Source organism: Aeromonas rivuli, assembly GCF_000820045.1.
GTDB classification, from domain to species: Bacteria; Pseudomonadota; Gammaproteobacteria; order Enterobacterales; family Aeromonadaceae; genus Aeromonas; species Aeromonas rivuli.
This window is the reverse complement of the sequence record NZ_CDBJ01000079.1, coordinates 1-24,235: the sequence shown is the minus strand read 5'-3', so window position 1 is coordinate 24,235 and position 24,235 is coordinate 1. Positions and strand designations below refer to the sequence as shown.

Annotated in this window: 21 protein-coding genes; 15 read left to right on the top strand and 6 right to left on the bottom strand. The window is 63.2% G+C overall.

The features are described 5' to 3' along the window. Nucleotides 1-30 precede the first annotated feature (30 nt). The 10 genes from nuoE (at nt 31) to nuoN (ending at nt 12,055) form a co-directional block, all read left to right on the top strand. Complete coding sequence (gene nuoE / locus BN1130_RS17985) at nt 31-573, top strand: NADH-quinone oxidoreductase subunit NuoE (RefSeq protein WP_042043686.1); 543 nt, start codon at nt 31-33, stop codon at nt 571-573. Beyond that, nucleotides 570-1,937: an NADH-quinone oxidoreductase subunit NuoF gene (nuoF, locus tag BN1130_RS17980; protein WP_042043684.1), complete on the top strand. Its 1,368-nt coding sequence runs from the start codon at nt 570-572 to the stop codon at nt 1,935-1,937. The genes nuoE and nuoF overlap by 4 nt, the downstream gene beginning before the upstream one ends. Before the next feature lie 62 nt (nt 1,938-1,999). Next, entirely contained in the window at nt 2,000-4,729 is a 2,730-nt protein-coding gene (nuoG, locus tag BN1130_RS17975; protein ID WP_042043682.1) for an NADH-quinone oxidoreductase subunit NuoG, read from the top strand. Then, nucleotides 4,726-5,694: an NADH-quinone oxidoreductase subunit NuoH gene (gene nuoH / locus BN1130_RS22420; protein WP_042043681.1), complete on the top strand. Its 969-nt coding sequence runs from the start codon at nt 4,726-4,728 to the stop codon at nt 5,692-5,694. The genes nuoG and nuoH overlap by 4 nt, the downstream gene beginning before the upstream one ends. 9 nt (nt 5,695-5,703) lie before the next feature. Beyond that, nucleotides 5,704-6,246 (top strand): NADH-quinone oxidoreductase subunit NuoI, encoded by a 543-nt coding sequence (gene nuoI, locus BN1130_RS22415; RefSeq protein ID WP_005324242.1) that lies wholly within the window; start codon nt 5,704-5,706, stop codon nt 6,244-6,246. A 9-nt stretch (nt 6,247-6,255) separates the two neighbouring features. Then, nucleotides 6,256-6,807 (top strand): NADH-quinone oxidoreductase subunit J, encoded by a 552-nt coding sequence (gene nuoJ, locus BN1130_RS17960; RefSeq protein ID WP_042043679.1) that lies wholly within the window; start codon nt 6,256-6,258, stop codon nt 6,805-6,807. Further along, nucleotides 6,804-7,112 carry an NADH-quinone oxidoreductase subunit NuoK gene (gene nuoK, locus BN1130_RS17955; RefSeq protein ID WP_041205926.1) on the top strand — a complete coding sequence of 103 codons (309 nt, stop codon included), beginning with the start codon at nt 6,804-6,806 and terminating at the stop codon, nt 7,110-7,112. Before nuoJ ends, nuoK begins: the two co-directional genes overlap by 4 nt. Continuing rightward, complete coding sequence (gene nuoL / locus BN1130_RS17950) at nt 7,109-8,956, top strand: NADH-quinone oxidoreductase subunit L (RefSeq protein ID WP_042043677.1); 1,848 nt, start codon at nt 7,109-7,111, stop codon at nt 8,954-8,956. Before nuoK ends, nuoL begins: the two co-directional genes overlap by 4 nt. Nucleotides 8,957-9,024: 68 nt before the next feature. Further along, nucleotides 9,025-10,542 (top strand): NADH-quinone oxidoreductase subunit M, encoded by a 1,518-nt coding sequence (gene nuoM, locus BN1130_RS17945; protein WP_042043676.1) that lies wholly within the window; start codon nt 9,025-9,027, stop codon nt 10,540-10,542. Nucleotides 10,543-10,591: 49 nt separating this feature from the next. Next, nucleotides 10,592-12,055, top strand: coding sequence for an NADH-quinone oxidoreductase subunit NuoN (gene nuoN / locus BN1130_RS17940; protein WP_042043675.1), 1,464 nt, complete (start codon nt 10,592-10,594; stop codon nt 12,053-12,055). A gap of 71 nt (nt 12,056-12,126) precedes the next feature. On the opposite strand, the gene purL is transcribed toward nuoN, so the two are convergent. Further along, entirely contained in the window at nt 12,127-16,011 is a 3,885-nt protein-coding gene (purL, locus tag BN1130_RS17935; protein WP_042043674.1) for a phosphoribosylformylglycinamidine synthase, read from the bottom strand. Between the two features lie 150 nt (nt 16,012-16,161). On the opposite strand from purL, the gene mltF reads away from it, so the two are divergent. Together mltF and BN1130_RS22710 are read left to right on the top strand one after the other, a co-directional pair. Continuing rightward, nucleotides 16,162-17,664 (top strand): membrane-bound lytic murein transglycosylase MltF, encoded by a 1,503-nt coding sequence (gene mltF, locus BN1130_RS17930; RefSeq protein ID WP_042043672.1) that lies wholly within the window; start codon nt 16,162-16,164, stop codon nt 17,662-17,664. Between the two features lie 192 nt (nt 17,665-17,856). Then, on the top strand, nt 17,857-17,994 hold the full coding sequence (locus BN1130_RS22710; protein ID WP_198135310.1) for a hypothetical protein: 138 nt from the start codon (nt 17,857-17,859) through the stop codon (nt 17,992-17,994). Nucleotides 17,995-18,066: 72 nt separating this feature from the next. Here BN1130_RS22710 and BN1130_RS17925 read toward each other — a convergent pair whose 3' ends face one another. Then, on the bottom strand, nt 18,067-18,447 hold the full coding sequence (locus BN1130_RS17925) for a diacylglycerol kinase (protein ID WP_042043671.1): 381 nt from the start codon (nt 18,445-18,447) through the stop codon (nt 18,067-18,069). Between the two features lie 144 nt (nt 18,448-18,591). Here BN1130_RS17925 and BN1130_RS17920 point away from each other — a divergent pair, with 144 nt between their 5' ends. Next, on the top strand, nt 18,592-19,656 hold the full coding sequence (locus BN1130_RS17920) for a 3-deoxy-7-phosphoheptulonate synthase (protein WP_042043670.1): 1,065 nt from the start codon (nt 18,592-18,594) through the stop codon (nt 19,654-19,656). A gap of 6 nt (nt 19,657-19,662) precedes the next feature. Further along, a complete protein-coding gene (aac(6'), locus tag BN1130_RS17915; RefSeq protein ID WP_042043669.1) occupies nt 19,663-20,121 on the top strand; it encodes an aminoglycoside 6'-N-acetyltransferase in 459 nt (152 codons plus the stop codon). 21 nt (nt 20,122-20,142) lie between these two features. On the opposite strand, the gene BN1130_RS17910 is transcribed toward aac(6'), so the two are convergent. The 4 genes from BN1130_RS17910 to BN1130_RS17895 all read right to left on the bottom strand — a co-directional run bounded on the left by BN1130_RS17910 (nt 20,143) and on the right by BN1130_RS17895 (nt 23,594). Next, the gene (locus tag BN1130_RS17910; RefSeq protein ID WP_042043667.1) at nt 20,143-20,922 is read right to left on the bottom strand and encodes an ATP-binding cassette domain-containing protein; all 780 of its coding nucleotides are present in this window, start codon (nt 20,920-20,922) and stop codon (nt 20,143-20,145) included. Next, nucleotides 20,906-21,913, bottom strand: coding sequence for a vitamin B12 ABC transporter permease BtuC (btuC, locus tag BN1130_RS17905; protein ID WP_042043665.1), 1,008 nt, complete (start codon nt 21,911-21,913; stop codon nt 20,906-20,908). Before btuC ends, BN1130_RS17910 begins: the two co-directional genes overlap by 17 nt. Before the next feature lie 97 nt (nt 21,914-22,010). Next, nucleotides 22,011-22,787: a substrate-binding periplasmic protein gene (locus BN1130_RS17900; RefSeq protein ID WP_042043664.1), complete on the bottom strand. Its 777-nt coding sequence runs from the start codon at nt 22,785-22,787 to the stop codon at nt 22,011-22,013. A gap of 39 nt (nt 22,788-22,826) precedes the next feature. Then, the gene (locus tag BN1130_RS17895; protein ID WP_042043663.1) at nt 22,827-23,594 is read right to left on the bottom strand and encodes a substrate-binding periplasmic protein; all 768 of its coding nucleotides are present in this window, start codon (nt 23,592-23,594) and stop codon (nt 22,827-22,829) included. A 175-nt stretch (nt 23,595-23,769) separates the two neighbouring features. On the opposite strand from BN1130_RS17895, the gene BN1130_RS17890 reads away from it, so the two are divergent. Then, a complete protein-coding gene (locus BN1130_RS17890; protein WP_042043662.1) occupies nt 23,770-24,123 on the top strand; it encodes a DMT family protein in 354 nt (117 codons plus the stop codon). Nucleotides 24,124-24,235 lie beyond the last annotated feature (112 nt).

The following is a 24,235-nucleotide window of genomic DNA, read 5'->3' as shown; positions in this document are numbered from 1 at the left end:
CAAGAAGAATAAACGACAAAAGGTTAAGTCATGAGCCAGCAATGTCAGTGCAAAAATACATCGTCCTCAGCGGGACAGAGTGCGTGTCAGGGCAAGGGCGACGGATTCGCCCTGAGCCAGGCCGAGCGCGACGCCATCTTGCATGAGACGCACCACTACGAAGATCCCCGCGCCGCCAGCATCGAAGCACTCAAGATAGTGCAGCAGGCGCGCGGCTGGGTACCGGATGGTGCCATCCATGCCATCGCCGCCGAGCTGGGCATCCCCGCCAGCGACGTGGAAGGGGTCGCCACCTTCTACAGCCAGATCTTCCGCCAGCCGGTCGGCCGCCACATCATCCGTGTCTGTGACAGCATGGTCTGTTACATCAACGGCCATGAGCAGCTGCTGGCGGGTCTGAAAGATGTGCTGGATCTGGCCCCCGGCCAGACCTCGGCCGACGGCCGCTTCACCCTGCTGCCGGTCTGTTGCCTCGGCAACTGCGACAAGGGGCCGGCGCTGATGATCGACGACGACACCTTCGGCGGGCTGGATGCGATCGGCTTGCTTAAAACCCTGGAGGCTTACCCATGAGCCTGGCATCCCTTGGCACCGCCAACCGCACCCCCCGAGCCCCCGAGACCCATCCCCTCACCTGGCGGCTGCGCGACGATGGCCAGCCGGTCTGGATCGAGGAGTACCAGGCCAAGCAGGGCTACGAAGCCGCCCGCCGCGCGCTGGGCCAGATGAGCCCGGACGAGATCGTCAGCACCGTCAAGGACGCGGGCCTCAAGGGCCGCGGTGGCGCCGGCTTCTCCACCGGGGTGAAGTGGGGCCTGATGCCCAAAGACGAGAGCATGAACATCCGTTACCTGCTCTGCAACGCCGACGAGATGGAGCCGAACACCTACAAGGATCGGCTGCTGATGGAGCAGCTGCCCCACCTGCTGATCGAGGGGATGATCATCAGTGCCCGGGCCCTCAAGGCCTACCGCGGTTACATCTTCCTGCGTGGCGAGTATGTGGATGCCGCCATCCACCTGCGCCGCGCGGTGATCGAGGCCAAGGCAGCCGGCCTGCTCGGCAAGAACATCCTGGGCTCGGGCTTCGACTTCGAGCTGTTCGTCCACACCGGTGCCGGTCGTTACATCTGCGGCGAAGAGACGGCGCTCATCAACTCCCTGGAAGGGCGCCGCGCCAACCCGCGGGCCAAACCCCCCTTCCCCGCGATCGTAGGCGTCTGGGGCAAACCGACCTGCGTCAACAACGTCGAGACCCTGTGCAACGTGCCCGCCATCATAGGCAACGGCGTCGAGTGGTACCAGGGATTGGCGCTGCCAGGCTCGGAAGATCACGGCACCAAGCTGATGGGCTTCTCCGGCAAGGTGAACAACCCGGGTCTGTGGGAGCTGCCCTTTGGTATCACGGCGCGTGAGCTGTTCGAGGGCTATGCCGGCGGCATGAAACCCGGTTATCGCCTCAAGGCCTGGCAACCGGGCGGTGCCGGCACCGGCTTCCTGCTGCCCGAGCACCTGGATGCCCAGATGTATGCGGGCGGCATCGGCAAGGTCGGCACCCGTATGGGGACGGGCCTCGCCATGGCGGTGGATGACAGCGTCAACATGGTCGGACTCTTGCGCAACATGGAGGAGTTCTTCGCCCGCGAATCCTGCGGCTGGTGCACCCCCTGCCGCGATGGCCTGCCCTGGAGCGTCAAGATCCTGCGGGCTCTGGAGCGAGGCGAAGGCCAGCCAGAGGATCTCGCCACCCTGGAGCAGCTGGTCAGCTTCCTGGGGCCGGGCAAGACCTTCTGCGCCCATGCCCCCGGCGCCGTCGAGCCCCTTGGCAGTGCCATGAAGTACTTCAGGTCCGAGTTCGAGGCCGGGGTCAAGGCCCCCCATGACAATCACAAGCTGTTCAAGGGTATCCAGCCCAATCTGCTGGGCGAACGCTGGTAACACGAGGCGTCATGCCTGCTGCGAGCCATGGATTTTATCTAATTTGATGTCAGGGAAGTTGTATGGCCACCATTCATATAGACGGTAAAGAGTTCGAGGTAGACGGGGCAGACAACCTGCTGCAAGCCTGTCTGTCGCTGGGTCTGGACGTCCCCTATTTTTGCTGGCACCCGGCGCTCGGTAGCGTCGGCGCCTGCCGCCAGTGTGCGGTCAAACAGTATCAGAATGCCGACGACAAGCGCGGCCGCCTGGTCATGTCCTGCATGACGCCGTCTACCGATGGCAGCTATATCTCCATCGAAGACGAAGAGGCGAAGGCGTTTCGCAAGACGGTGGTGGAGTGGCAGATGACCAACCACCCCCACGACTGCCCGGTGTGTGAAGAGGGGGGCGCCTGCCACCTGCAAGACATGACGGTGATGACGGGCCACAACAGCCGTCGCTACCGCTTCACCAAGCGCACCCACCAGAATCAGGATCTCGGCCCCTTCATCAACCACGAGATGAACCGCTGCATCGCCTGCTATCGCTGCGTGCGCTACTACAAGGATTACGCCGGCGGCGAGGATCTGGGTGTCTACGGCGCCCACGACAACCTCTACTTCGGCCGGGTCGAGGATGGCACCCTGGAGAGCGAGTTCTCCGGCAACCTGGTGGAGGTCTGCCCCACCGGCGTCTTCACCGACAAGACCCATTCCGAGCGCTACAACCGCAAGTGGGACATGCAGTTTGCCCCCAGCATCTGCCAAGGGTGCTCGGTCGGCTGCAACATCAGCCCGGGGGAGCGCTATGGCGAGCTGCGCCGCATCGAGAACCGCTACCACGGTGCCCTGAACCACTACTTCCTGTGCGACCGCGGCCGCTTCGGCTACGGCTATGTCAACCTGGCCGACCGCCCCCGCCAGCCCCTGCTTCAGGATGGTAACGACCGACTCGCCATCACGGTGGATGGCGCCCTCAACCGCGCCGCCGATGCCCTGCGCACCGCCGCTGGCGTCATCGGCATCGGCTCGCCCCGCGCCTCGCTGGAGAGCAACTTCGCCCTGCGCGAGCTGGTGGGTGCCGACAACTTCTATTGCGGTGTCGAGCAGAGTGAATGGGCCTGCCTGCAGAAGATGCTGCATATACTGCAGCACGGCGGCGTGCGTACCCCCAGCCTGCGCGACATGGAGGAGGCCGACGCCATCCTGGTGCTGGGTGAAGATGTCACCATGAGCGCCGCCCGCATCGCCCTGGCCCTGCGCCAGGCGGTCAAGGGCAAGGGCCGCGAGATAGCCCGCAAGCTGAAGGTGGATCTGTGGCAGGTCGCCGCGGTGCAGACCCTGGCTCAGAATGAGCGTTATCCGCTGCTCATTACCAGCCTCGACAGCACCCGTCTGGATGATGTGGCTGCAGACAAGCTGCATGCACCTTTTGATGATCAGGCCCGGCTCGGCTTTGCCATCGCCCACCTGCTCGATGGCTCGGCCCCGACCCCGCACGGCTTGAGTGCCGATCAGCAGGCCCTGGCCACCCGCTGGGCCGAGCTGCTCGGCAATGCCAGGAAGCCGCTCATCATCGCCGGCTCCGGCGCCCGCTCCCAGGCCCTGATCGAGGCGGCCAGCAACATAGCCCGCGCCCTCAAGGGGCGTGCCCAGGAGGTGAGCCTGGCGCTGGTGGCCCAGGAGGCCAACAGCCTGGGGCTGGCCATGCTGGCATCTTCCGATGCGCCGCTGGAAGCCGCCTTGAGCCGCATCGAAGGGGAGCAGAAGCTGGCGCTGATCACCCTGGAGAACGATCTCTATCGCCGCGCCGCGCGCAACCGGGTCGATGCCGCCCTCGCTCGTCTGCAACATCGGCTGGTGGTCGATCACCAGGACACCCAGACCGCTCAGCAGGCGGATCTGGTGCTGCCCGCCGCCAGCTTCGCCGAGGCCGACGGCACTATCGTCAACATGGAAGGTCGCGCCCAGCGCTTCTTCCAGGTCTATGCCCCCGCCTTCTACGACGCCGATATCCAGGTGCGCGAGAGCTGGCGCTGGCTGGCGGCGTTGCAAGGGGCGCTGGATAGAAAACCCCTGCGCTGGAATAACTTTGATGAGGTAAGTGCTGCTTGCGCCGTCAGTACCCCGCTGCTGGCCACCATGGGGGAAGCCGCACCCAATGCCGGCCTGCGCATCCGCGGCATGAAGCTCGCCCGCGAGCCGCACCGCTACAGCGGCCGCACCTCCATGCTGGCGGATCAGAACGTGAGCGAGCCCAGGGTGGCGCAAGACGCCGACTCGCCCTTCAACTTCTCCATGGAAGGCTTCGCCGGTGCCCGCCAGCCGCTGCAACAGGTGCCCTTTGCCTGGGCGCCGGGTTGGAACTCCCCCTCCGCCTGGAACAAGTTCCAGGACGAGGTGGGTGGCAACCTGCGGGCCGGGGATCCCGGCCGCCGCCTGCTGGAACCGGGTGAGGACAACCTCGGCTGGTTCGACAGCATCCCGACTCCCTTCCAGGCCCAGGAGGCGCTGCAAGTGGTGAGTTATGACCAGCTGTTCGGTGGAGACGAGCTCTCCGCGCGCAGCCCCGTCATCCAGGCCCGCATGGGGGACCCCGAGCTGGTGCTGAACCCGGTCGATGCCGCCCGTTTGGCCCTTCATGCCGGCAATCTGGTGGCCTTCTCCTGGGGTGGTCACCACTGGCGGCTGACCCTGCGGATAAGCGAACGGCTGGCACCGGGTCTGCTCGGCCTGCCCCTGGGCGCCCATGGTCTGCCGACCGCGCTGCACCAGGCCTATGTGACTGACTTGCAGGAGGCCATCGCATGAGCAATGAGCTGATCGATCTGTTGCTGGAGGTAGGCAAAGCCTTGATCGTGCTGGTGGGGATTGTGGGGGCTGGCGCCTTCATGAGCTTCATCGAGCGCCGTCTGCTGGCGCTCTGGCAAGACAGGTACGGCCCCAACCGGGTGGGCCCCTTCGGCCTGCTGCAACTGGCGGCCGACATGGTCAAGATGTTCTTCAAGGAGGACTGGATCCCGCCGTTCGCGGATCGCCGGATCTTCGTGCTGGCCCCCATCATCGCCTTTACCGCCTTCATCCTGGCGTTTGCGGTGGTGCCCATCACCCCCACCTGGGGCGTGGCGGATCTCAACGTGGGGCTGCTCTACATCCTGGCCATAGCAGGGCTGGCGGTCTACGCCGTGCTCTTTGCCGGCTGGTCGAGCAACAACAAGTACTCCCTGCTCGGCAGCCTGCGCGCCTCGGCCCAGACCCTCTCCTACGAGGTGTTCCTCGGCCTCTCCCTGATGGGGATCGTCATCCAGACCGGCAGCTTCAACCTGCGGGAGATCGTGGAGGCGCAAGCCGGATTGTGGAACGTGATCCCCCAGTTCCTGGGCTTCATCACCTTCCTGTTTGCCGGGGTTGCCGTCACCCACCGTCACCCGTTTGACCAGCCGGAGGCCGAGCAGGAGCTCGCCGACGGCTATCACATCGAATACGCGGGTATGAAGTGGGGTCTGTTCTTCGTGGGCGAGTACATCGGCATAGTGCTGATCTCCTCCCTCATCGTGACCCTCTTCTTCGGTGGCTGGCACGGCCCCTGGTTGCCGCCCTTCATCTGGTTTGCCCTGAAGACCGCCTGTTTCATGGTGTTCTTCATCCTGCTGCGGGCCTCCCTGCCCCGCCCGCGCTTTGACCAGGTGATGTCCTTTGGCTGGAAAGTCTGCTTACCGCTTACCTTGCTCAACATGCTGGTAACCGGCGCCGTAGTGCTGATAAATGTGCAGTGAGGCACGACTATGAAAATTACTAGCATTATCAAGGGTGTTGGCACCCAGTTACGCAGCCTGGGGATGGTTTTCTCCCATGCCTGGCGCCCCCGCGAAACCCTGAGCTACCCGGAGCAGCAGGTCTATGCCGCGCCCCGTTTTCGCGGTCGCATCGTGTTGACCCGGGATCCGGACGGTGACGAGCGCTGCGTGGCGTGCAACCTGTGCGCCGTGGCCTGCCCGGTCGGCTGCATCTCCCTGCAAAAAGCGGAGCGGGACGACGGTCGCTGGTACCCGGAGTTCTTCCGCATCAACTTCTCCCGCTGCATCTTCTGCGGTCTGTGTGAAGAGGCCTGCCCCACCACCGCCATCCAGCTGACGCCGGATTTCGAGATGGGTGAGTATCGCCGCCAGGATCTGGTGTACGAGAAGGAAGACTTGCTGATCAGCGGCCCCGGCAAATACCCGGACTACAACTTCTACCGCATGAGCGGGATGGCCATCGACGGCAAGCCCAAAGGGGATGCCGAGAACGAAGCCAAGCCCATCGATGTCAAGAGCCTGCTGCCCTAGGAGTCAATCATGGAACTGGCATTTTATGCCGCGGCCCTGGTCGCCGTTTACAGCACGCTGCGGGTCATCAGCACCAGCAACCCCATGCATGCGCTGCTCAATCTCATCATTTCGCTCATCGCCGTGGCCATGATCTTCTTCTGCCTGGGAGCCTCCTTCGCAGGCGCCCTGCAGGTGATCGTCTACGCCGGCGCCATCATGGTGCTGTTCGTGTTCGTGGTGATGATGCTGAACTTAGGGAGCGCCCAGGATCAGGAGCGCAACTGGCTCACCCCCATGACCTGGGGTGGGCCTGCCCTGCTCTCCCTCATCCTGCTCGGCTTCCTGGCCTACGGCATTCTCGGGGTCACCGGCGGTGAGCTCGGGCAGACCGACGTCAGTGCAAAAGAGGTCGGCATCGCCCTGTTCGGCCCCTATGTGCTGGCGGTGGAGCTCGCCTCCATCCTGCTGCTGGCAGGTCTGGTGACCGCCTATCACCTTGGCCGTGAAGACAAGAGCGGGGAAGTGCTTTCCGTCCCCAAACCCACCGCTCGCCCATCCCAGGAAGGAGGTCAGCAATGAGTGGTATCCCCATGGAGCACGGCTTGCTGCTCGCGGCAATTCTGTTCTGCATCGGTTTGTGCGGTCTGCTGATCCGCCGCAACCTGCTGTTTATCCTCATGAGTATCGAGATCATGATGAATGCGTCCGCCCTGGCGTTCGTGGTGGCGGGTAGCCGCTGGGCCCAGGCCGACGGCCAGATCATGTACATACTGGTGATTTCTCTGGCGGCAGCGGAGGCCAGTATCGGCCTCGCCCTGTTACTGCTGCTCTATCGTCGTTACCACACCCTGAACGTGGACACTGTGAGCGAGATGCGCGGATGAGCCTCTTATTCCTGACTTTCCTATTCCCCCTGCTGGGATGGCTGGTGCTGGCCTTCTCCATCGGCCGCTTCGGTGAGCGCAGCTCGGCACTGATCGGTGTCGGCAGCATCGGTCTGTCGGCCCTGACCACAATCTGGGTTGGCATCGATTTTCTCGGCAACGTGCCAGAGGGCGGCGTCTATACCCAGACCCTGTGGCAGTGGATGTCGGTGGGTGAATTCCAGCCCACCTTCCGTCTTGCACTGGATGGGCTGTCGCTGACCATGCTGGGGGTAGTGACAGGGGTGGGTTTCTTCATCCACCTGTTCGCCTCCTGGTACATGCGCGGAGAAGAGGGGTATTCCCGCTTCTTCACCTACACCAACCTCTTCATCGCCAGCATGGTGTTCCTGGTGCTGGCCGATGATCTGCTGTTCGTCTACCTCGGCTGGGAAGGGGTGGGGCTGTGCAGCTACCTGCTGATCGGCTTCTACTACCGCAACCCGGCCAATGGGGCGGCGGCCCTCAAGGCCTTCGTGGTGACCCGGGTCGGCGACGTCTTCCTCGCCATCGGGCTCTTCGTGCTCTACCGCGAGCTCGGCACCCTCAACATCCACGAGCTGCTGGTGCGCGCCCCGGCGATGTTTGCCGAGGGCTCCCCTGCCCTGTCGTTCGCCTGCCTGATGCTGCTCGGTGGCGCTGTCGGTAAATCCGCCCAGCTGCCCCTGCAGACCTGGCTGGCAGACGCCATGGCGGGCCCGACCCCGGTCTCGGCACTGATCCACGCGGCCACCATGGTGACCGCCGGTGTCTACCTCATCGCCCGCACCCACGGCCTCTTCCTGCTTGCCCCGGAAATCCTCCATCTGGTGGCCCTGGTCGGTGCCATCACACTAGTGCTGGCGGGCTTTGCCGCCCTGGTACAGACCGACATCAAGCGGATTTTGGCTTACTCCACCATGAGCCAGATAGGCTACATGTTCTTAGGCTTAGGGGTCGGCGCCTGGGAAGGGGCCATCTTCCACCTGATGACCCACGCCTTCTTCAAGGCGCTGTTGTTCCTCTCCTCTGGTGCGGTGATCATCGCCTGCCACCACGAGCAGAACATCTTCAAGATGGGGGGCCTGCGCAAGAGCCTGCCCCTGGTCTATGCCTGCTTCCTGGTGGGGGGCTCGGCCCTGGCCGCGTTGCCGCTGGTCACCGCCGGTTTCTACAGTAAGGACGCCATCCTCTGGCAGGTGCAGGCCAGTGGCCAGAGCGCCCTGCTGTGGGCCGGTCTGGTGGGGGCCTTCCTGACCTCCCTCTACACCTTCCGCCTCATCTTCATCGCCTTCCACGGCAAGCCGCAAACCGAGGCCCATGCCGGTCACGGCCTAGCGCACAAGCTGCCGCTGCTGGTGCTGCTGGTGCTCTCCACCGCGGTGGGTGCCCTGATAGTGCCGCCGCTCGCCGGAGTACTGCCGGCAGGCCCCGGGGATCATATCGAAGAGGGACGCCACAGCCTCGAGATCCTCTCCGGCCTCATCGCCGTGGCAGGTATCGCGCTCGCTGCTTTCCTGTTCCTTGGCGAACGTCGTCTGGCAAAAAGCATCGCAAATAGTGCTCCTGGCCGCGCGCTCAGCACCCTCTGGTTCAACGCCTGGGGCTTTGACTGGTTGTATGACTGGATCTGGGTCAAGCCCTACCTGCTGGCGACCCGCTTGCTTGGCAAGGACCCGCTGGATCGGATGATGAACCTGCCCGCCGTACTGGCACACAGCGGTCATCAGATGCTGGCCTGGACGGTGTCCGGCAAGTTGCGCTGGTACGCAGCCTCCATGGGGATGGGCGCCGTCCTGATCCTGGCGCTGCTGCTGCTCGGCTGATCCATGAGCCCAATATGTGTGGCAGGCCCGGGGCCTGCCCGACTAGAACCTAGACGAGAGCTGATATCGTGACCTTACTCTGGATCTTGTTAATTCCTTTTATCGGCGGCTTGCTCTGCTGGCAGATGGAGCGGCTCGGCGGACAATTCGTTCGCTGGGTAGCCCTGCTCTCCATGAGCGCCTGCCTGGTGCTCTCCGGTGCCATCTGGCTCGGCGGTGACTTCTCCCTCGCCAGCCCCGGCCTCCCCGTCTGGGCGGCCGAGTGGCAGCAACCCTGGATCCCCCGCTTCGGCATCTCATTGCACCTGGCGGTAGACGGCTTGTCGCTCCTGATGGTGATGCTCACCAGCTTCATCGGCGTGCTGGCCATCCTCTGCTCCTGGAAAGAAATCGTGCAGCGCATCGGCTTCTTCCACCTCAACCTGCTGTGGATCCTGGGGGGCGTGCTCGGCGTCTTCATGGCGGTGGACCTGTTCCTCTTCTTCTTCTTCTGGGAGATGATGCTGGTTCCCATGTACTTCCTGATCGCGCTCTGGGGCCATTCGGTTACCGACGGTAAATCCCGGATCAACGCGGCCACCAAGTTCTTCATCTACACCCAGGCCAGCGGCCTCATCATGCTGGTGGCCATCCTGGGGCTGGTACTGACTCACCACGCCGCCACCGGCGTCTTTACCTTCAACTACCTCGACCTGCTCAACACCCCGATGAGCATTGGCGTACAGTGGCTGCTGATGCTGGGCTTCTTCATCGCCTTCGCGGTCAAGATGCCGCTGGTGCCGCTCCATGGCTGGTTGCCGGACGCCCATAGTCAGGCACCGACCGCAGGTTCCGTGGATCTGGCGGGCATCTTGCTGAAGACCGCCGCCTACGGCCTGCTGCGCTTCACCCTGCCGCTGTTCCCGGAGGCCTCCGCCCAGTTCGCCCCCTACGCCATGCTCCTTGGCCTGTTCGGCATCGTCTACGGCGCCCTGCTGGCGTTCGCCCAGACAGACATCAAGCGGCTGGTGGCCTACACCAGCATCTCCCACATGGGTTTCGTGATGATCGCCATCTACTCCGGTAGCGAGCTGGCGCTGCAGGGCGCCGTGGTGCAGATGATCGCCCACGGCCTCTCCGCCGCCGGCCTCTTCATCCTGTGTGGCCAGCTCTACGAGCGCCTGCACACCCGGGACTTGCGCCTGATGGGCGGCCTCTGGGGTCGGCTGCGTTACCTGCCCGGCGTCATGCTGTTCTTCTCGGTGGCCTCCCTTGGCATGCCGGGCACCGGCAACTTCGTCGGCGAGTTCCTGATCCTCATCGGCAGCTTCCAGGTGGCCCCCATCATCACCATCATCGCCACCTTCGGCCTGGTGCTGGCCTCGGTCTACTCCCTCATCATGCTGCAGCGCGCCTGCTTCGGAGCTCCCAAGGACGAGAGCGTCCTCAAGGGCCTGGACAGACGGGAGCTGGCCATGATGCTGACCATAGCCGGTCTGCTGGTGCTGCTCGGTCTCTACCCGCAACCCGTGCTCGACACCGCCAGCAGCAGCCTGCTGAGCGTGCTGCACTGGTACGCGCTGCCAGCCACAGGAGCACTGCAATGATGCCCTCTGTTTCTCTCTCCCTTTCCTTGTCCACGCCGGGAGCCTTGTCATGACGTTTACCGCCGCCCAACTATTGGCCCTGCTGCCCCTGTTGCTGACCACGGGGGCCATGGTCGCCCTGATGCTCGCCATCGCCTGGAAGCGCTGCGATGACACCGCCTTCGTGGTGACCATCACAGGCCTCAACCTGGCGCTCTTCTCCTTAGCCATCGTCATGGCCCAGGGGGATCAGGGGGTCACTCCCCTGCTGCAAGTGGACAGCTACGCGGTCTTCTACATGGGGCTGGTGCTCATCGGCGCCCTGGCCACCTGTACCTTCGGTCGCTCCTGGCTCAAGGGCTACCCGGACAACCGGGAAGAGTTCTACCTGCTGCTGCTGATCGCCACCGCCGGTGGCCTGGTGCTGGCGGGTTCCCGCCATCTCGCGTCACTGTTTATCGGGATCGAGATGCTGACCCTGCCCATGTTCGGTCTGGTGGGTTATGCCTACCGCGAGCGCCATTCCCTGGAGGCCAGCATCAAGTACATGGTGCTCTCCGCCGCCGCTACCGCCTTCCTGCTGTTCGGCATGGCGTTGCTCTATGCCCAGGCGGGCAGCCTGAGCTTCAGCGATCTCGGTCTGACCCTGGCCCAGAGCCCGGCTCACCAGCCACTGCTGATGGGGGGCTTTGGCCTGATGCTGGTGGGCTTTGCGTTCAAGTTGTCCCTCGCCCCCTTCCACCTCTGGACCCCGGACGTGTACGAGGGCGCCCCGGCACCTGTGGCCACCTTCCTCGCCACCGTCAGCAAGATAGCCGTGTTTTGCGTGCTGCTGCGCTTCTACCTGGCGGTGCCGGCCACCTCGGATCCCATGATCCACTGGCTGCTGGCGGCCATGGCGGTCATCTCCATCGTGGTCGGCAACCTCTTGGCGCTGATCCAGACCAACATCAAGCGGATGATGGGTTACTCCTCCATCTCCCACTTCGGCTACCTGCTGGCGGTGGTGGTGGCGAGCCGCCTCGGCCAGATGCCGGTGGAAGCGGCCGGTGTCTACCTGCTGATGTACCTCTTCACCAGCCTGGGGGCCTTCGGCGTCATCAGCATGATGTCCAGCCCCTATCGCGGCAAGGATGCGGACTCCCTGCACAGCTATCGCGGCCTGTTCTGGAAACGCCCCTACCTGACCGCCGTCATGACGGTGATGATGCTCTCCCTGGCGGGTATCCCCATGACGCTGGGCTTCATCGGCAAGTTCTACCTCATCGGGGTGACGGTCGAGGCGCAACTCTGGTGGCTCTGCGGCGCCATAGTGCTCGGCAGCGCCCTGGGGCTCTACTACTACCTGAGAGTCATGGTCACCCTCTACCTGCGCGAACCCGGCATGCAGCTGCGCGATGCCAAGGCCGACTGGGCCTTCTCCTCCGGCGGGCTGGTGGTGCTGCTCTCCGCCATCATCGTCTTGGCCATGGGGATCTATCCCCAGCCGGTCATCAGCCTGGTGCAGGGCTTCCAGCACCTGGTACTCCACTAACCCGCTCCCCCCAGCGATAAAAAAACCGGCCAGTTGGCCGGTTTTTCATTGCTGCAGAGTATCTGGCGGGATTAGCCCAGACGCACCCGAGCGTTTCTGAACATCCGCATCCAGGCGCCATCCTCGCCCCAGTTGTCCGGGTGCCAGGAGTTCGCCACGGTGCGGAATACCCGCTCAGGGTGCGGCATCATGATAGTCGCGCGGCCGTCCGTGGTGGTGACCGCAGTGATGCCCGCCGGTGCCCCGTTCGGGTTGGCCGGGTACTGCTCGGTGACCTGACCGCGGTTGTCCACGAAACGCAGCCCCACCAGACCGCTGGCTTGCAACGCGGCAAGGTGAGCGGCATCGCGCAGCTCCACCCGTCCTTCCCCGTGGGAGACGGCGATGGGCATCACAGAGCCCGCCATGCCGGCGAAGAAGGCGGACGGAGAGTCCTGTACTTCCACCAGGCTGAAGCGCGCCTCGAAGCGCTCGGAGCGGTTGCGCACGAAGCGCGGCCACAGATCGGCCCCCGGAATGAGGTCACGCAGGTTGGACATCATCTGGCAACCGTTGCACACCCCCAGAGACAGGGTGTCGCCACGCTCGAAGAAGCGCTGGAACTGCTCGCGGGCGCCGTCGTTGAACAGGATGGACTTGGCCCAGCCTTCCCCCGCCCCCAGCACGTCGCCGTAGGAGAAGCCGCCACAGGCCACCAGACTCTGGAACTCTTCCAGCTTGATGCGACCGGACAGGATGTCGCTCATGTGCACGTCCACGGCAGCAAAACCGGCACGATCGAAAGCGGCGGCCATCTCCACGTGGGAGTTGACCCCCTGCTCGCGCAGTACCGCCAAACGAGGAGAGACCCCGCGAGCGATATAGGGCGCAGCCACATCCTCGGACGGATTGAAGCTCAAGGAGGCATGCAGACCCGGGTCGGTCGCATCCTGGCGAGCGGCGTGCTCCTGATCGGCGCACTCGGGGTTGTCCCGCAGGCGCTGCATCTGCCAGCTGGTCTCACCCCAGAGGGTGCGCAGGGCGGTACGACTGGCACGATAGACCTCTTGCCCGGCGCGGCTGAACCGCAGGCTGTCCTGGTCGTCGACGCTGCCGATGACATGGACGCAGGCGGCCAGGCCATGGCCCGCCAGCAGGGTCATGACGGCTTCCTTGTCGGCACGGCGCACCTGAATGACGGCACCCAGCTCCTCGTTGAACAGCGCGGGCAACAGCTCGCCACCGACGCGATCGAGCTGGATGTCGAGGCCGCAGTGACCGGCGAAGGCCATCTCGGTCAGGGTGATGAACAGGCCACCGTCGGATCTGTCGTGGTAAGCCACAATCTTGCGATCCGCCACCAGCGCCTGGATGGCGTTGAAGAAACCCTTGAGCTGAGTCGGATTGTCAAGATCCGGCGCGCTGTCGCCCAGCTGGCGGTAGACCTGAGCCAGGGCGGAGGCGCCCAGGCGCTGCTTGCCGTTGCCAAGGTCAATCAGGATGAGATCTGTCTCGCCGAGATCGGTACGCAGCTGCGGGGTGACGGTGTTGCGCACATCCTCGACCCGCGCGAAGGCGGTGATGAGCAGGGAGAGCGGCGAGGTGACGCTGCGCTCCTCGCCATCTTGCTGCCAGCGGGTCTTCATGGACATGGAGTCCTTGCCGACCGGGATGGTGATGCCAAGGGCCGGGCAGAGCTCCTCACCCACCGCCTTGACCGCCTCATAGAGACCGGCATCTTCGCCAGGGTGACCGGCGGCAGACATCCAGTTGGCGGAGAGTTTGACCCGCTTCAAGGAGCCGATGTGAGCCGGTGCCAGGTTGGTGAGCGCCTCGGCCACCGCCATGCGAGCGGAGGCCGCGTGGGAGAGCAGCGCCACCGGGGTGCGCTCCCCCAGGGACATGGCTTCGCCGTGATAGCTGTCATAGGTGGCGGCGGTGACGGCGCAATCGGCCACCGGGATCTGCCAGGGGCCGACCATCTGGTCGCGGTTGACCAGACCGGTCACGCTGCGATCGCCAATGGTGATGAGGAAGGACTTCTCCGCAACCGTCGGCAGGCGCAATACCCGCTCGGCGGCATCGGACAAGGTAATGCCATCGAGCATCAGGGCCTTGCCCTGGGCGGGCAGGCTCTGCACATCGCGGTGCATCTTGGGCGCCTTGCCGAGCAGCACGTCCAGGGGCAGATCGATGGGCTGGTTGTCAAAATGGGCATCGGAGAGCGTGAGATGCGGCTCGGCGGTGGCGGTACCGATGACGGCGTAAGGGGCGCGCTCGCGCTCGCACAGGGCCTTGAACAGCGCCAGCTTCTCCTGAGGCACCGCCAGTACGTAGCGCTCCTGGGATTCGTTGCACCAGATCTCCAGCGGGCTCATGCCCGGCTCGTCGCTCGAAATGGCACGCAAATCGAAACGACCACCGCGCTCACCGTCGTTGACCAATTCAGGCATGGCGTTGGAGAGGCCACCGGCGCCCACGTCGTGGATGAAGGCGATGGGATTCTCGTCACCGAGCTGCCAGCAGCGATCGATCACCTCCTGGCAGCGACGCTCCATCTCGGGGTTGTCACGCTGTACCGAGGCAAAGTCGAGATCCTCGGCGGACTGGCCTGAGGCCATGGAGGAGGCCGCGCCGCCCCCGAGGCCGATGTTCATGGCCGGGCCGCCCAGCACGATCAGGGCCGCGCCCACCGGGATCTCCGCTTTTTGCACATGCTCGCTGCGGATATTGCCAAGGCCGCCGGCCAGCATGATGGGCTTGTGGTAGCCACGCACTTCGACGCCATTGTGGCTCGGCACCAGCTCTTCGAAGGTACGGAAGTAGCCGAGCAGGGCCGGACGGCCAAACTCGTTGTTGAAGGCGGCGCCGCCCAGCGGCCCCTCCTGCATGATGTCGAAGGCGCTGACGATGCGGCTCGGCTTGCCGAAATCCTGCTCCCAGGGCTGTTCGAAACCGGGGATGCGCAGGTTGGAGACGGAGAAACCGACCAGACCGGCCTTGGGCTTGGCGCCGCGTCCGGTCGCACCCTCATCGCGGATCTCGCCACCGGAGCCGGTGGCGGCGCCCGGGAAGGGGGAGATGGCGGTCGGGTGGTTGTGGGTCTCCACCTTCATCAGGATGTCGACCCGCTCCTGGTGATACTGATACTCACCCTTGCTGCTCGGGAAGAAGCGGCCACCCTGGCTGCCTTCCATCACGGCGGCGTTGTCTTTGTAGGCAGACAGCACATAGTCCGGGGTCTGCTCGAAGGTATTCTTGATCATCTTGAACAGCGACTTGGGCTGGCGCTCGCCATCTATGGTCCAGTCAGCGTTGAAGATCTTGTGACGACAGTGCTCGGAGTTCGCCTGGGCAAACATATAGAGTTCGATGTCGTTGGGGTTGCGACCGAGCTTCTGGAAGTTCTCCACCAGATAGTCAATCTCATCCTCGGCCAGGGCCAGACCCAGGGCGATGTTGGCGGAAGCCAGGGCGGCGCGACCACCGCCCAGCACGTCCACCTGGGTGAAGGGGCGCGGGGCCTGATGGGCAAAGAGGGCGCTCGCCTGCTCGGGGGCGCTGAACACTGTCTCCATCATGCGATCATGGAGCAGGGCCGTTATCTCGGCGTGCTGGGCCGCATCAAACTCGCCTTCCACGTAATAGGCAATGCCACGCTCGAGCCGCTTGACCTGGGTCAGGCCGCAGTTATGGGCGATGTCGCTTGCTTTGGAAGACCAGGGGGAGATAGTGCCGGGACGGGGGGTAACGAGGAAGAGTTGGCCGCTGGGGGCGTGTTCGGGGATAGTCGGGCCGTAGCGCAGCAACCGTCCCAGTGTCGTTCGCTCCGCATCCGAGAGCGGCGCCGACAGCTCGGCAAAATGCACATATTCGGCATAGATACTGCTTATCTCGAGTCCTCTGTGCGCGAAGCTTTGCAGCAACTTGTTGATACGAAACTCAGACAGTGCAGGCGCACCTCGCAAGATTTCCATATGACCTTTCTCACCAAGTTTTAATGTGTGGGGGGATTTGAGACGCGCGTATTATAGGGATCCCTCCCCTGCCGGACAAACGTTTTTATCCACGGCGCCGGTGTGACTCGCCTCGGACTCTCTGGTATAAAGGAGCCTCTTTTTTGACAAATGCCGAATTTTTCAACAAGGGTACTCGCCTACTTGCGCCACATTGTTCGACTATTTCTCGCCGTGATCATGACGCTGCTCCTCGCCAGCTGTGACTTTCACACCCCCTCCAGCCAGCTGGAGCAGATCCGTCAGCGAGGCGAGATCCGGGTCGGGACCCTCTACGGGCCCACCTCCTATTACCAGAGAGACGACACCGCCTTCGGTTACGATTACGAACTGGCGCAATCCTTTGCCGACTGGCTCGGCGTCAAGCTGACCATCATTCCAGTCAACACCAGTGCCGAACTGGTCGGGCTGCTTGAGGGTGACAAACTGGACCTCGTTGCCGCCGCCATCGTCGTCACCCCGGAGCGCCGAGCCCAATTTCGCTTCGGCCCCGGTTTTTACCAGGTCTCCCCCAAGCTGGTCTATCGCAACGGCGCCCGGCGCCCGCGCAGCCTGGATGACATAGACGGCAAGCTGGTGGTGGCCCAGGGTTCGAGCGGTGAAGATCTGCTCAAGGAGTTTCAGGTATCCCACCCCACACTCAGCTGGCAAGCCGATCCCAAGTCGGACACCGAGGATCTGCTCAAGATGCTGGCCGAGGGGAAAATTGACTACACCATAGTGCAAAATACCGTGCTGGCACGCACCCAGCGTTACTACCCCGAGCTTGCCGAGGCGCTCACCCTCTCCGACAGCCAGACCGTGGCCTGGGTCATGAACCGCCTGCCCGATGACAGCCTCTATGCCAGCGTCATCGACTTCTTCGGCCAACGCTTCATGGATGGCGCCATCGCCAAGCTCGACGAGAAATATTTTGGCCATGTGCAGAACTTCGATTTTGTCGATACCCGCACCTTCCTGCGCCGGGCCAAGGAGCTGCTGCCCAAGTATCAGGAGCTGTTCAAGCAACATGCCCTGGAGATTGACTGGCGCCTGCTGGCCGCCATCAGTTATCAGGAGTCCCACTGGGATCCTGCTGCCCGCTCCTACACCGGGGTGCGCGGCATGATGATGTTGACCGAAAACACCGCCAAGGCCATGGGGGTGAACGATCGAACCCACCCGGAGGAGAGCATTGAAGGGGGGGCCCGCTACCTCAAGCTGATGGTCGACAAGGTGCCGGACTCGGTACCCGAGGACGAGAAGGTGTGGTTTGCCCTCACCGCCTACAACATCGGTTATGGCCACATGATGGATGCCCGCCGCCTGACCAAGCAGCTGGGCAAGGATCCGGACAGCTGGGGAGACGTCAAGGAGGTGCTGCCGCTGCTGCAACAGGCCCGCTGGCACAGCAAGGTTCGCTACGGCTATGCCCGCGGTGGCGAGGCGCGCAACTATGTCAACAACGTGCGCCAGTATTACCAGAGCCTGCTGTGGCTGGACAACGAACAGCAGAAGGCGCAACGGCGTGAGGCGCTGGACGAGGACGACAACGAGCCCGTCAGCGATGAGGCTTCTCACCCAAGTCCCATCGCCGAGGTAGTGAGCCGGATCACGGGGGTCGAACAAGGCTGAATCAAGCGTCTGTCTAAGCCCGCGCAAGCCTGCTATCATCCTGTCACATCGGAGCCTATCCGAAATTGTTTTTGTCCCTCACATCCTCAGGTCGAGATAGCAGACAGCACTTTCAGATGGGCTCCACCCTTAAGTTCCAATGATGTCACCGGACGGCCATCGGCCTGTCATGCCATTTAGGAGGAGACCAAGATGCAAAAACGTAGAAAGACTCGTCTGGTCAAAGCGACAAAGAGCGGCTGGAGCCCCAGGCGCAAACTCAAGCTCAATGACACCAAACGCAAGATCTGGCGCCGCAACCGCTCCTACACCCTGCTCATCGCAGAGTGAGCCAGCCAAAACCGGACCAAGAATAAAGGCGCCATCAGGCGCCTTTATTCTGTGCTAAATCATCTCGCAAGCTTACCACCAGCCGAGCAGATTACGTCCCGCCAGGGCGCCCCACACCACCACATTCAGTGCCAGCACGAGGAAGACGGCGGCCGAGCCCAAATCTTTGGCCCGTCCAGACAACTCATGATGTTCTGAGCCTATCCTGTCCACCACCGCCTCTACCGCCGAGTTGAGCACTTCGACAATCACCACCAGCCAGCTCACCGCGATCAGCAGCAATATCTGGTTGAGATCCCCCCCGACCCAGAAGGCAAGCGGCATCAACAGCAGGATCAGCACCAGCTCCTGGCGGAAGGCGGCCTCGTTGAGCCAGGCTGATTTGAGCCCCTTCATGCTATAGCCGGTTGCATTGATGATCCGGGTCAGACCGGTCGCGCCAGGTTTTGCCACAAAAAACTACCTCGGGTAGGGATGAAATGGCCTCACATCCTATCAGAGCCGCCCAAGGTTTCAATCGACAGGGTTTTGCTTTATTTTATCTCTTTGCTTTTTCGCCGCCTGTGGCTATGCCACCCACTCGAGACTTGAGTTTGTATGTCCATTCACACCGATGAATTGCGCACCCGGCGCCTGGAGTCCCTCATCACCCCGAGCGAACTCGCCGCCGCCTTCCCCATTACCGACAAGATCGCCCAGAACCTGCTCGATGCCCGCCGTGATGTCGAGGCCATACTGGCCGGTAACGACCAGCGTCTGCTGGTGGTAGTGGGGCCCTGCTCCATCCACGACCCCATTGCCGCCCTCGACTATGCCGCCCGGCTCAATGCCCTGCGCGACCAATACCAAGAGACGCTGTGCATCGTCATGCGCACCTATTTCGAGAAACCGCGCACCATAGTCGGCTGGAAGGGGCTCATCAACGATCCGCGCCTGGACGGCAGCTTCGACGTCAATGAAGGACTCAAGCTGGCGCGCAAGCTGCTGGCGGACATCAACGCCCTGGGTCTGCCCACCGCCACCGAGTTCCTCGATATGGTGACCGGTCAGTACATCAGCGATCTCATCACCTGGGGTGCCATAGGCGCCCGCACCACCGAATCCCAGGTCCACCGCGAGATGGCCTCGGCGCTCTCCTGCCCGGTCGGCTTCAAGAATGGCACCGACGGCAACACCCGCATCGCCATCGATGCGGTGCGCGCCGCCCGCCACAGCCACATCTTCTACTCGCCGGATAAAGACGGCAAGATGACCATCTATCGCACCGCCGGCAACCCCTATGGTCATGTGATACTGCGTGGCGGCCACAGGCCCAACTATGATACCGCCAGCGTGGATGAAGCCTGCGAGGCACTGGCCATGGTCAACCTGCCCGAGCGGCTGGTGGTGGATTTCAGCCATGGCAACAGCTTGAAGGATCATCGTCGCCAGCTGTTGGTGGCGCAGGATATCTGCGATCAGCTGCGCCGTGGCCGCACCGGCATCGCCGGCATCATGGCCGAGAGCTTCCTGGTCGAAGGCCGTCAGGATGTGGAGAACGGCTGTGCCGCCACCTTCGGCCAGAGCATCACCGATGCTTGCCTCTCCTGGGACGACACCGAGACCCTGCTGGCCATGCTGGCCGAGGCGGCCCAGGTACGCCTTGCCAAGCGGCAGGCCTGAGTGCTGATGACGAACGCCGACTGGCGGATAGTGCCCCTCGACGAGACGCTGCTGGCGCAGTGGGCAACCCTGCGCCAGCAGCTGTGGCCGCACCATGCACTCTCAGCCCATCTGCAGGAAGGTGCCGAACTGCTGGCCAATGCCCATCTCAATACCTTTCTGGTGCTGGATGAGCAGAGCCAGGCGGTGGCCTTTGCCGATGCGGCCCTGCGCCACGATTACGTGAACGGCTGCGAGAGCAGCCCGGTGGTCTATCTGGAAGGGGTCTATGTGCAGCCGGCTTCGCGCCGGCGCGGGTTGGCCCAGGCGTTGATTGCTCGGGTGGCGCAGTGGGGCCACGAGCGGGGTTGTCGCGAACTGGCCTCCGATGCCGCCATCGACAACCTCGCCTCACAGCAGCTGCACCAGCGACTCGGCTTTGCCGAAACGGAGCGGGTCGTCTTCTTCAAAAAGGCCCTCGGCTGACGCCAGGGCCTTGCTTGTTTCTCACAGACTCGGCATAAACCAGACCCGTCCCCCCGCCTCCAGCCGGTTGGTCCTGATCTGGAACACCCTCTCTAGCAGGGCCTCGTCGATAAGCTCAACCCCGCCCTCGCACACCATCTCCCCCCCTTGCAGACAGAGCATTCGATCGGCCCAATCGATGGCAAGATTGATGTCGTGAATGGCCATCACCACCAGCAATCCCTGTCGACTGACCGACTTGAGCAGGCGCAGCAGCGCCAGCTGGTGATGCAGATCCAACCCGGCCAGGGGCTCGTCGAGCAGCAGCAGGCGTCCCGCCGGATTGAGCCCGGGCCAGACCTGCAACAGGGTGCGGGCGATCAATACCCGCTGCTGTTCCCCCCCCGAGAGCCGGCTGAAGTCCCGCCCGAGCAGCTGATCGAGCTCCAGGGCCTGGCACAGCGCTGCCATGGCCTCTCGGGCAGCCTGGCTGACGGCGCCGGACTCGCCAAGGCCCAGCGCCAGCACTGAGAACACCGGGGTATGAAACAGATGGGGTTGGCGCTGAGGCAGCATGGCCCGGCGTCTGGCCAGATCCGGCAGACTCAGGGAAGCCAGTGTGTCTCCGGACAAGGTGATGCAGCCCTCGGCGGGGAGCAGACCGGCCAGGGCGCCGAGCAGGGTCGATTTCCCGCTGCCATTGGGGCCAAGCAGGGCCACCAGCTGGCCGCCCTGCCAATCGAGGGAGAGGGGAGCCAACCGGCCCGCCAGGCTCAGTTGCCGGGCGCAGAGCAGCGCCTTGTCATCAACGGGGCTGATCATGGGATTGCCTGAGCAGAAGATAAATAAAGAGAGGCGCGCCGACCGAGGCGGTCACCACCCCAATGGGCAACTCCCCCGCCGCCAGCAGGGTGCGGGCACAGAGATCCGCCCCCAGCAGCAGGGCGCCCCCCCCCAGGGCGGAGGCGGGCAGCAAGAAGCGCTGATCGCTCACCCCGCACAGACGCAGCAGATGGGGCACCACCAGACCGACGAAGCCAATGACGCCGCACAGGGCCACCGCGAGCCCGGTCAGCAGACAGACCGCCAGCACCAGACGCACCCGCAGGCGATGCACATCCAGCCCCATCAGGCGGGCCTGGGTCTCCCCCAGCAGCAACTGCTGCAGCGCCCTGCCCTGGCGGATCAGCCAGAGCAGGGTCAGTGGCATCAACAGCCACCACCAGCCGAGCTGCTGGCTGCCATAAGCCAGGCTGCCCATCATCCAGAACATGAACTCGCGCACCGACCCGTCGTCGGCGAAATACATCAGCCAGGTCATCACGGCGTTGGTGAGTATGCCGATGGCCACCCCGAGCAAGAGCAGGCGAGCATGACCCAGATGGGCGCGGCGGGCGGCCAGCAGCAGCAGGAGCGTCACCAGCAAGGCACCGCCGAAGGCGGCCAGGGAGAGGGCCCAGCCCGGCAGCGCCATGTCGGCGCCCTTGGCCAGGGCCATGGCCAGCATGGCGGCAAGACCGGCGCCGCTCGACACCCCAAGCAGGCCGGGCTCGGCCACGGGGTTATGGAGCATCACCTGCAACACCGCGCCGCCGCAGGCCAGAGAGGCCCCCGCCAGCAGAGCGAGCAGGGCGCGAGGCAAACGCAGCTCCAGCAGAATTTGCTGCTCCAGCGGCCCCAGCGGCTGCCAGGGCAGCACCATAAAGGCGCCGACGCAGAGCGAGAGCAAAAACAGCAACAGGGTCAGGCAGAGCAGGCCAAGCAGCAGCCGCTGCTGCCAGCGGCGCTGACGGGCGATCAAGGTGGTAAACAAGGCATATCCCGGGCAGAGGTCTGTGGGTCAAACACCGAGGGTGCCGATATGGCCCCTCGTCATGGCCGTCATGATAGCAAGGCAGAGGGCCCCGTGGTCAAGGCGATGTCGCGGGCAGCACCGGAACCGTCGCCATCGGCGGGTAATAGCGAGCGACAATCCGGGCCAGCTCACCGCTTTTCACCGTCTCGGCCAGGGCCTGTTCTATTTTGACGCCCAGCGCCTTGTGCGGGGAGAGGCGGCTCATGGCCAGGTAGACCCCCTCCTGCTCTGGCGGGCGATAAGTCGTCTTGACCAGCCCCGCCGGGTTATGCCTGGAGAGGATGTAATCCATGTGGCAAGAGCCCGCGACCATCACCTGCAGGTGATCGCGCATCAGCATGCCCAGCAGTTGCGTCTCGGTCGGCACCCCATGCTTGTCGAGCTGCGCATCATTGTCAAAACGGGCGAAGTGGGCTGACTTGAGCACATAACCTACCTGATGGGCGCCCAGATCCTGATAATTGCGGATCTGGCCCGCCAGATCGGGACGGGCGTAGAAGGCTGGCGGACAGGCGATGTAGGGCGGTGACAGATACTCCACATAGCGCTCGCGCTCTAGGGTCTTGGCAATGCTGAACACCATGTCGATCTCCCCCACCTCGGCATACCTCAATACCCGCCCCCAGGGGTAGATCTTGACGATGAATTGCAAACCGGTATGCCGCTCCAGGGCCTGGATCAGGTCGATGTCGATGCCGCTCATCCGACCCTGTCCATCCACCATGATGAAGGGGGGCCACTCACTGCTGGCCACGGTCAGGGTTCTCGATGGCGCAGCCATCAGGCCAAAGAGCGGCATCAATAGCCAGCAGCCCCATATCCATTTCAACATCGAACCTCCCCATCCATGATATCTATGCAAGGCGACTCATCATTCGCCCGGTTTATAATGGGACGCCAACTGCGCCAGCTCACCACTCGCCACCAGCTCGGCGAGGGCGGCCTGGATCCGCTCTTTTAGCGGCTGGGCCTTTGAATGTTTGCTCATGCCCAGATAGAGAGTGACGGGTTTATCCGGGCGGTAACGGGTCTTGATAAGGCCCGCCGGGTTGGCGAGACTCAGGGCGTAATCAACCTGGCAATCCGTGCCTATCATCAGCGGCAGGTGGCCGCGTGAGACCATGCCGAGCAGTTGCTCCTCGGTGGGCACCCCATGCTTGTTGAGGCTCTTGTCTTCATCGAAGGGGCTGAAATAGCTCGATTTGAGCACATAACCCACCTCGTGATGGGCCAAGTCTCCATAACGGCGGATCTGGGCAGCGAGCAGCGGCTCGGCATAGAAGGCCGGGCGGCACTGATAATACGCCGGTTGCAGATAGTCGATAAAGGCGGTGCGCTCCGGAGTCTTGGCCAACCCTATCATGAGATCGACCTGGCCGGTTTGCATGCGCTGCAGGGCGCGTCCCCAGGGGAAACGCTCGACCTTGATGGGGATATCGAGATGGCGCGCCAGGGCCGCCAGAATATCCACATCCAGTCCCTCGAAGCGGCCATCGGCCTTGAGTATGCGAAACGGGGGCCAGACGTCGGTCGCGACCGTCAGACTGGCGGGCTCCCCCTCACCTTCCTGTGATCCTTGCGCTTCCTGCGCCAGGCTGGCCCATATCAGGACAACAGATAGCCAGCTCCACTTGAACATTCCCTGTTTTCCTCGCTGAGATGGTTCGCTAAAAATACCTTGAAGAGGGGCTTATGGATATGACTCGACTGAGATATAACAGGCGCCATTGCGCCAAGGAGCCACTCATGAGCCCCGTTTCGGTCCGCATCAAGTGGGTAATCTGCACCCAATCCCTCATGTCAAGGAGCCACCCATGAATCCTATTTTGACCAGCATCGGACTGTTAATCTGCAGCAATGTCTTCATGACCTTTGCCTGGTATGCCCACCTCAAGGAGATGAACCACAAACCCTGGATCATCGCCGCCCTGGTGAGCTGGGGCATCGCCCTGCTCGAATACCTGTTCCAGGTCCCCGCCAACCGGATAGGCCATACGGTACTCAATGTGGGCCAGCTCAAGATCTTGCAGGAGGTGATCACCCTCACCATCTTCGTGCCCTTCTCGGTCTTCTATCTCAAGGAGGATCTCAAGTGGGACTACCTCTGGGCCGGGTTTTGCATCATGGGGGCGGTCTTTTTTGTGTTCCGCGAGAAACTCATGAGTTGATAAGCAGATACAATCTGTTTGATTACTCACATCATTGACGGCTAAGCGAGACGAGTCATGGATCTGCACGAGATGCTGAAGCTATTGGCGAGTGTATAGGCTCTAGTGAATC

What these genes read in the sequence shown, in the direction of transcription:
- BN1130_RS17920 (WP_042043670.1), top strand. Translation starts at nt 18,592, where the DNA reads ATGTCCATTCACACCGATGAATTGCGCACCCGGCGCCTGGAGTCCCTC.
- nuoE (WP_042043686.1), top strand. Translation starts at nt 31, where the DNA reads ATGAGCCAGCAATGTCAGTGCAAAAATACATCGTCCTCAGCGGGACAG.
- nuoK (WP_041205926.1), top strand. Translation starts at nt 6,804, where the DNA reads ATGAGTGGTATCCCCATGGAGCACGGCTTGCTGCTCGCGGCAATTCTG.
- BN1130_RS17890 (WP_042043662.1), top strand. Translation starts at nt 23,770, where the DNA reads ATGAATCCTATTTTGACCAGCATCGGACTGTTAATCTGCAGCAATGTC.
- nuoJ (WP_042043679.1), top strand. Translation starts at nt 6,256, where the DNA reads ATGGAACTGGCATTTTATGCCGCGGCCCTGGTCGCCGTTTACAGCACG.
- nuoN (WP_042043675.1), top strand. Translation starts at nt 10,592, where the DNA reads ATGACGTTTACCGCCGCCCAACTATTGGCCCTGCTGCCCCTGTTGCTG.
- nuoI (WP_005324242.1), top strand. Translation starts at nt 5,704, where the DNA reads ATGAAAATTACTAGCATTATCAAGGGTGTTGGCACCCAGTTACGCAGC.
- BN1130_RS22710 (WP_198135310.1), top strand. Translation starts at nt 17,857, where the DNA reads ATGCAAAAACGTAGAAAGACTCGTCTGGTCAAAGCGACAAAGAGCGGC.
- nuoG (WP_042043682.1), top strand. Translation starts at nt 2,000, where the DNA reads ATGGCCACCATTCATATAGACGGTAAAGAGTTCGAGGTAGACGGGGCA.
- nuoL (WP_042043677.1), top strand. Translation starts at nt 7,109, where the DNA reads ATGAGCCTCTTATTCCTGACTTTCCTATTCCCCCTGCTGGGATGGCTG.
- purL (WP_042043674.1), bottom strand. Translation starts at nt 16,011, where the DNA reads ATGGAAATCTTGCGAGGTGCGCCTGCACTGTCTGAGTTTCGTATCAAC.
- mltF (WP_042043672.1), top strand. Translation starts at nt 16,162, where the DNA reads ATGCCGAATTTTTCAACAAGGGTACTCGCCTACTTGCGCCACATTGTT.
- nuoH (WP_042043681.1), top strand. Translation starts at nt 4,726, where the DNA reads ATGAGCAATGAGCTGATCGATCTGTTGCTGGAGGTAGGCAAAGCCTTG.
- BN1130_RS17900 (WP_042043664.1), bottom strand. Translation starts at nt 22,787, where the DNA reads ATGTTGAAATGGATATGGGGCTGCTGGCTATTGATGCCGCTCTTTGGC.
- BN1130_RS17895 (WP_042043663.1), bottom strand. Translation starts at nt 23,594, where the DNA reads ATGTTCAAGTGGAGCTGGCTATCTGTTGTCCTGATATGGGCCAGCCTG.
- nuoF (WP_042043684.1), top strand. Translation starts at nt 570, where the DNA reads ATGAGCCTGGCATCCCTTGGCACCGCCAACCGCACCCCCCGAGCCCCC.
- BN1130_RS17910 (WP_042043667.1), bottom strand. Translation starts at nt 20,922, where the DNA reads ATGATCAGCCCCGTTGATGACAAGGCGCTGCTCTGCGCCCGGCAACTG.